Annotated in this window: 4 protein-coding genes; 3 read left to right on the forward strand and 1 reads right to left on the reverse strand. The window is 71.9% G+C overall.

The features are described 5' to 3' along the window. Positions 1-21 precede the first annotated feature (21 nt). Positions 22-3873, reverse strand: a complete 3852-nt coding sequence (locus G6020_RS07670) for a Pls/PosA family non-ribosomal peptide synthetase (RefSeq protein ID WP_182610216.1) — start codon at positions 3871-3873, stop codon at positions 22-24. Positions 3874-3940: 67 nt separating this feature from the next. On the opposite strand from G6020_RS07670, the gene G6020_RS07675 reads away from it, so the two are divergent. From G6020_RS07675 to G6020_RS07685, 3 genes are all read left to right on the forward strand, one after another. Further along, entirely contained in the window at positions 3941-4765 is an 825-nt protein-coding gene (locus tag G6020_RS07675; protein ID WP_182610217.1) for an SDR family oxidoreductase, read from the forward strand. A 174-nt stretch (positions 4766-4939) separates the two neighbouring features. After that, a complete protein-coding gene (locus G6020_RS07680) occupies positions 4940-5146 on the forward strand; it encodes a PspC domain-containing protein (protein WP_179524463.1) in 207 nt (68 codons plus the stop codon). Between the two features lie 23 nt (positions 5147-5169). Then, positions 5170-6033 (forward strand): crotonase/enoyl-CoA hydratase family protein, encoded by an 864-nt coding sequence (locus G6020_RS07685; protein WP_182610218.1) that lies wholly within the window; start codon positions 5170-5172, stop codon positions 6031-6033. The last annotated feature ends 68 nt before the right edge of the window (positions 6034-6101 follow it).

The following is a 6101-nucleotide window of genomic DNA, read 5'->3' on the forward strand; positions in this document are numbered from 1 at the left end:
TCCCGCCCGGGTGCGCCCCGCTCAGCCCCGCCAGGGCGCGATCGGGTTGCCCTGCCAGCGGGTGCCCGGGGGGATACGGTCGCCGCGCATGACGAGCGACGCCGGGCCCACGGTGGAGCCGTCGCCGATCGAGGACGCCGGGAGGGTCACACAGTGGCAGCCCAGGGTCGCGCCGTCGGCCATGTCCACCCGGTCGATCTGCATGATGCGGTCGTGGAACAGGTGGGTCTGCACCACGCAGCCGCGGTTGACGGTGACGGCGTCGCCCAGGGAGACCAGGTCGGCCTCGGGGAGCCAGTAGGACTCGCACCACACACCCCGGCCGATGCGCGACCCGAGCAGCCGCAGCATGACGGTGAGGATCGGGGTGCCGGAGGCGGGGCGGGCCATCCAGGGCGCGGCGAGGAGTTCGACGAACGAGTCGGCGACCTCGTTGCGCCACACGAAGGAGGACCACAGGGGTTGTTCGCCCGCGCGGATCCTGCCCACCAGGAGCCACTTGGCCAGCACCGAGACGAACAGGGCCACGAGTCCGGCGTACGCGAGGGTGACCCCGGAGGCCAGCGCCGCGACGCCGAAGCCCCATTCCCGGTGGATCTCCTGCATCACGACCAGGACGCTGACCAGCAGCAGGAACGAGAGCCACACGGGGACCAGGCGCAGGGTCTCCCAGGCGCCGCGGGCCACCTTGAGGCGCCGGGGCGGCTGGTAGGTGCGCACATCGCTCTCGCCGTCGGTCACGGCCCTGGGCAATTTCTGCGGCGGTGAACCGAGCCACGAGGTGCCCTTCTTGGCCTTCTGCGGCGCGGAGGACAGCACGGCGACCAGCCCGCGCGCGGGGACCTTGCGGCCGGCGGACGCGATTCCGGAGTTGCCCAGGAACGCGCGTTTGCCGACCTGCGCCTGCTCCAACCGCATCCAGCCCGATCCCAGTTCGTACGGCGCGACCATCGTGTCGTCGGCGAGGAACGCCCCGTCCCGGACGGTGGTGAGCGAGGGGATGAGCAGGACGGTCGAGGCCTCCACGTCCTTGCCGATCCGCGCGCCCAGCGCCCGGAGCCACATCGGGGTGAGCATCGAGGCGTAGAGCGGGTACAGCCAGTTCCGCGAGGCGTCCATGATGCGCTCGCTGCACCAGGCCTGCCACGCGATGCGCGAGTGAACCGGGTGGAACCCCTCCTCGAGGCCCACCGAGAGCGCACGGACCGACACCAGCGTGAGCGCGGCGAACAACGCGAGCGCGAGCAGCGTCCCGGGGACCGACCACAGGGTGGTACTCAGGAACAGCTGGCCGGGGGTCGTGGCGTCCCGCGCCCCCCAGGCCACCACCGCGAGTCCGGCGGCCAGGGCGAGTAGCGGCATCGCGCCGAGGGCCACCGCCGAGAGCTGGTAGATCACGCTCCACACGCGACTGCGGGGTGCGGGTTCGGCCGGCCAGCTCGAGCCCCGCTTGCCCCGCTTGAGGGCGGGTGAGCCCGCGTAGCGCTTCCCGGCCTTGACGGTGCCCACCACGGCGGACCCGATCTCCACGTGCGCGCCGCTGCCGACCACCGCGCCGGGCAGCAGTGTGGACCGGGCTCCCACCACCGCGTTCTCGCCGATCGCCACGGCTCCGATGTGCAGGACGTCGCCGTCGATCCAGTGCCCGGCCAGGTCGACCTCGGGCTCGATGGAGGCCCCGTCGCCCACGGTCAGCAGCCCGGTGACGGGGGGCAGGGTGTGCATGTCCACGCCGTGGCCGATCGACGCGCCGAGAAGCCGCGCGAACGGTGTGAGCCAGCCGGCGCCCTCGAGGTTGGCGACGCCGGAGGCCTCGACCAGCCGTTCGGCCGCCCAGAGGCGAAGGTGGACCGAGCCGCCCCGCGGATAGGTGCCTGGGGTGACCCCGGCCATGAGGACCCGGCAGAGGAGCCCCGTCACCACCGTGCGGCCCGCGGGCAACAGCAGCAACACCGCGAGGATCCCGAGCACCCACCACGAGACCGGGCGCGCCCAGGGGATTCCCACGGAGGCGGCGACGTTGTTGGCGATCCCCAGCCAGGTGAGCCACTGCAGCCCCGTGACCGTCAGCAGCGGGAGGGTCGCCAGGACCTGCACCACCTGCGCACCGCGGCCGACCGGTCTGACGTGTCGCGGTTCCACCGTGGCCACCGGCTCGAGCTCGTCGAGGTATCCCGCGAAGTCGCCCAGGCGCGGGCGGTCGTAGATGTCCCCCACGGTGACGCCGGGGAAGCGCTCCCGGACCGCCACCACCACGTGGGCGGCGGCGAGCGAGCCCCCTCCCAGTGCGAAGAAGTCCTCGTCCACCCCGGAGACGTCGGCACCGAGGGCCGAGGACCACAGTTCGGCCACCCACGCGTCGGTGCCGTCCAGCTCGGTCTCGGCGGCCGAGGTCTGTGCGAGGGGCCACGGCAGGGCCGCGCGGTCGACCTTCCCCGAGGTGCGGGTGGGCAACTCGTCGACGAGGGTCAGCCGGGGGACCACACCCGCCGGCAGGCGGTCGCGCAGGATCCCGGCGGCGTCGGCGAGGTCGAAGCCCACGGGGTCGTCGGCCACGAGATAGGCCACCAGCACGGACTGGCCCGCGTCGGTCTTCTTGACCGCGGCGGCTCCCGCGCTCACGCCGGGCAGGGCGGACACGGCGGTGTCGACCTCACCCAGCTCGAGACGGCGTCCACCGATCTTGACCTGGTCGTCCACGCGGCCGGTGAAGTACAGGCCGTCGGCCTCGAGGCGCACGACGTCGCCGGACCGGTAGGCGCGCTCCCACCCGAGGGTCTCCATGGGCGCGTACTTCTCGGCGTCCCTGTCCGGGTCGAGGTATCGGGCCAGTCCGACGCCACCGATCACCAGCTCGCCGGACTCGCCGTAGCCGACAGGCAGTCCCGTGGCGTCGACCACGGCCAGGTCCCATCCGTCCAGCGGCAGGCCGATCGAGACCTCACCCCTGCCGTCCAGCTGCGCCGCGCACGCCACCACGGTGGCCTCGGTCGGCCCGTAGGTGTTCCAGACCTCCCGGCCGTCTCCCGCGAGTCGCGCGGCGAGCTCGGGCGGGCAGGCCTCGCCGCCGAGGATCACCAGGCGGATGTCGGCGAGCATCTCCTCCGGCCATATCGAGGCCAGGGTCGGGACGGTGGAGATCACCGTGATCCCGCGGTCGCGCAGCCACGGGCCCAGGTCGAGCCCGGACTTGACGATCGACCGGGGCGCGGGCACCAGGCACGCCCCGTGTGCCCAGGCCAACCACATCTCCTCGCAGGAGGCGTCGAACGCCACGGACAACCCCGCCAGCACCCGGTCGCCCGGGCCGAGCGGGGCGCCGGTGAGGAAGATCCGCGATTCGGCGTCCACGAACGCGGCCGCGCTGCGGTGGGTCACCGCCACACCCTTCGGCAGGCCGGTGGTGCCGGAGGTGAAGATGATCCAGCAGTCGTCGTCGACGGTGGGGGCCCGGTGTCGCGACGGGTCGGCCGGACGTCCGGGGTCGGTGACCCGCATCCCCTGGGCGGTGTAGACGGCCGCCACCTGCGCCTGCCCGAACACCAGCTCGGCGCGGTCGGCCGGATCGTCCACGTCCACGGGGACGTACGCCGCCCCGGCGGCGAGGGTCGACAGGATCGCCAGGTACAACTCGACGCCGCCGGAGGGCATGTGGATGCCCACCCGGTCGCCCGCCCCGACCCCCTGCTGCTGCATCCAGCGCGCCGAGGTGTGGATCTCCTCCCACACCTCGCGGTAGCTCAACACGCGCGCTCCGTCGTCGAGGCACGGGGCGTCCGGGTGACCCTGGGCCGCGGAGCCCAGAACGTCCAGCAATGTCCGGGGGCTCGGGGCCTGTGAGCTGCGAAGATACTGCTCAGGGATGGTGTGCACGTGCGGATGCTATCCCGGCCGGGTGAACTTCCCCCCACAGCGTGGGTGGAACTGGTTCTATTAACTCATGTCAGAATCTCTCCAGGGCAAGACCGTCGTGATCGTGGGAGCGGGGCCCGGTTTCGGGCGGACCCTCGCCCTGCGGGCAGCCGAACAGGGGGCGACCGTCGTCGTGGCCGCCCGCACCGCCTCCCGGCTCGACAGGATCGTCGACGAGGTCCGTGCCGCCGGTGGCACCGCGATCGCCGCCGCGGTGGACGCCACGGAGGCCGACTCCGTGCGGGCGTTGCGCGAGACCGTCGCCCAGCACACCGATGCGGTCCACGGCCTGGTCTACAGCGCGTTCGCCGTACCCAGCATGAAGCCGCTGGCCCAGACCGACCACGAGCAGATCTCGCGGGGGATCGACCTCTCGGTCCTCGGCGCGCTCCGCACCACCCAGGAGTTCACCCCGTTGCTCGAGGCGGGCGCGGAGACCCCGGACGCGGAGCAGATCGACGCCGCGCCCGCGAGCAGCTCCGTGGTGATGATGGCCTCGGCCGTCATCCACCATTCCCGCGAGCGCTACGCCGGCTACAAGATCGCCAAGACCGCCCTCGTCGCGCTGGGGCATTCCCTGGCCACAGAGCTCGGACCGCGTGGGATCCGCGTCAACACCGTGGCGCCCGGGTACATCTACGGCGAGACCCTCAAGGGGTACTTCGAACACCTGGCGGGCAAGTACGGCGGGACCGTGGAGGACGTCTACGCCCACACCGCCGAGAAGATGGACCTGCGCCGCCTGCCCGGCGAGCGCGAGATCGTCGACCCGGTGGTGTTCCTGCTCTCGGACGCCGCGTCGGCGATCACCGGCCAGACCCTCACCGTGGACTGCGGCGAGTTCCACACCTGAGGCGAGTTCCACACCTGAGTCCGCGCCCGCTCCCGCGTCCCCACCCCGAGGCGCGGTTCAAGTTCGGATTCGGGGTCCGTCCCGGATGTGGTGGACGCTGCGGGGGAGGAGACTGGAGGTCATCGGGGAGAGGTCCCCGGCCACCAATTTCCGACGACGACGAGGTGACACGTCATGACCTACCCTTCAGACTCCCAGCCCAGGCGACTGACCAGGTCCGAGGACCGCTGGATCGGGGGCGTGTGCGGCGGACTGGCCGACTACTTCGGGCTGGACCCGGTGTTGGTCCGCGTCCTGTTCGTGGCTTCGCTGCTGCTGCCCGGGCCGCAGGTGCTGCTCTACGTGATCCTGTGGTTCGTCATGCCTGACGCCCGCGCCTGAGGAGGCCATGGCAGGCTGAGCGCATGAGCACTCCAGACACCTCGGCCGCGCCCGGTCAGTACTCCTCCGTCCGCATCGAGAAGGGGGTCCGGGACCCGTTCGTCGCGCAGGTGACGCTGATCGGGCCCGGCCCCCACAACGGTATGGGGCCCGACTTCTGGGCGGAGATGCCCCGTGTGATGGCGGAACTCGACGCCGATCCGGAGGTCCGCGCCGCCGTCATCGCCGGTGAGGGCCGGAACTTCTCCTACGGGTTGGATCTGATGGCGATGATGCCGCAGTTCATGGACTTCCTGCCCCAGGACAAGACCCCGGACGCCTCTCGTAACGAGCGGATCCTGGACTTCGTGGAGAACATGCGCCGCGCCATCGACTCGGTGGCGTCGGCCAAGACCCCGACTGTCGCGGCGGTCCAGGGCCGCTGCATCGGGGGCGCCGTGGACCTGATCTCCGCGTGCGACGTCCGCCACGGTGCCGCCGATTCCTCCTACTCGATCCGCGAGGTCAAGGTGGGGATCGTGGCCGACATGGGGTCGCTCGCGCGGCTGCCCCACATCATCGGCCAGGGGCTCACCCGGGAGCTCGCCCTGACCGGACGGGACATCGACGCGGAGACCGCCCTGCGCTACGGGCTGGTCACCCACGTGGCCGAGGACGCCGCCGGCGTGTTGGACTCGGCCCACGCCACCGCCGCCGAGATCGCGGGCAACCCCCCGCTCGTCGTCCGCGGGACCCGCGAGGTGTTGAACCGCGGCATCGAGGGACAGATCTACGAGAACAACCGCTACGTGGCCACGTGGAACGCGGGCTTCCTCGCCTCCGCCGACATGATGGAGGCCATCTCGGCGACGCTGGAGAAGCGCGAGGCCAGGTTCGCCGGCCGCTGAGTCCCGGCGCAGACCGCCCGGCACACCCGGCCTCCTGCATCGACAAGAGCGTTCCGCACACCCGCCTC

The organism is Dietzia sp. B19 (assembly GCF_014145155.1).
GTDB lineage: Bacteria > Actinomycetota > Actinomycetes > Mycobacteriales > Mycobacteriaceae > Dietzia > Dietzia natronolimnaea.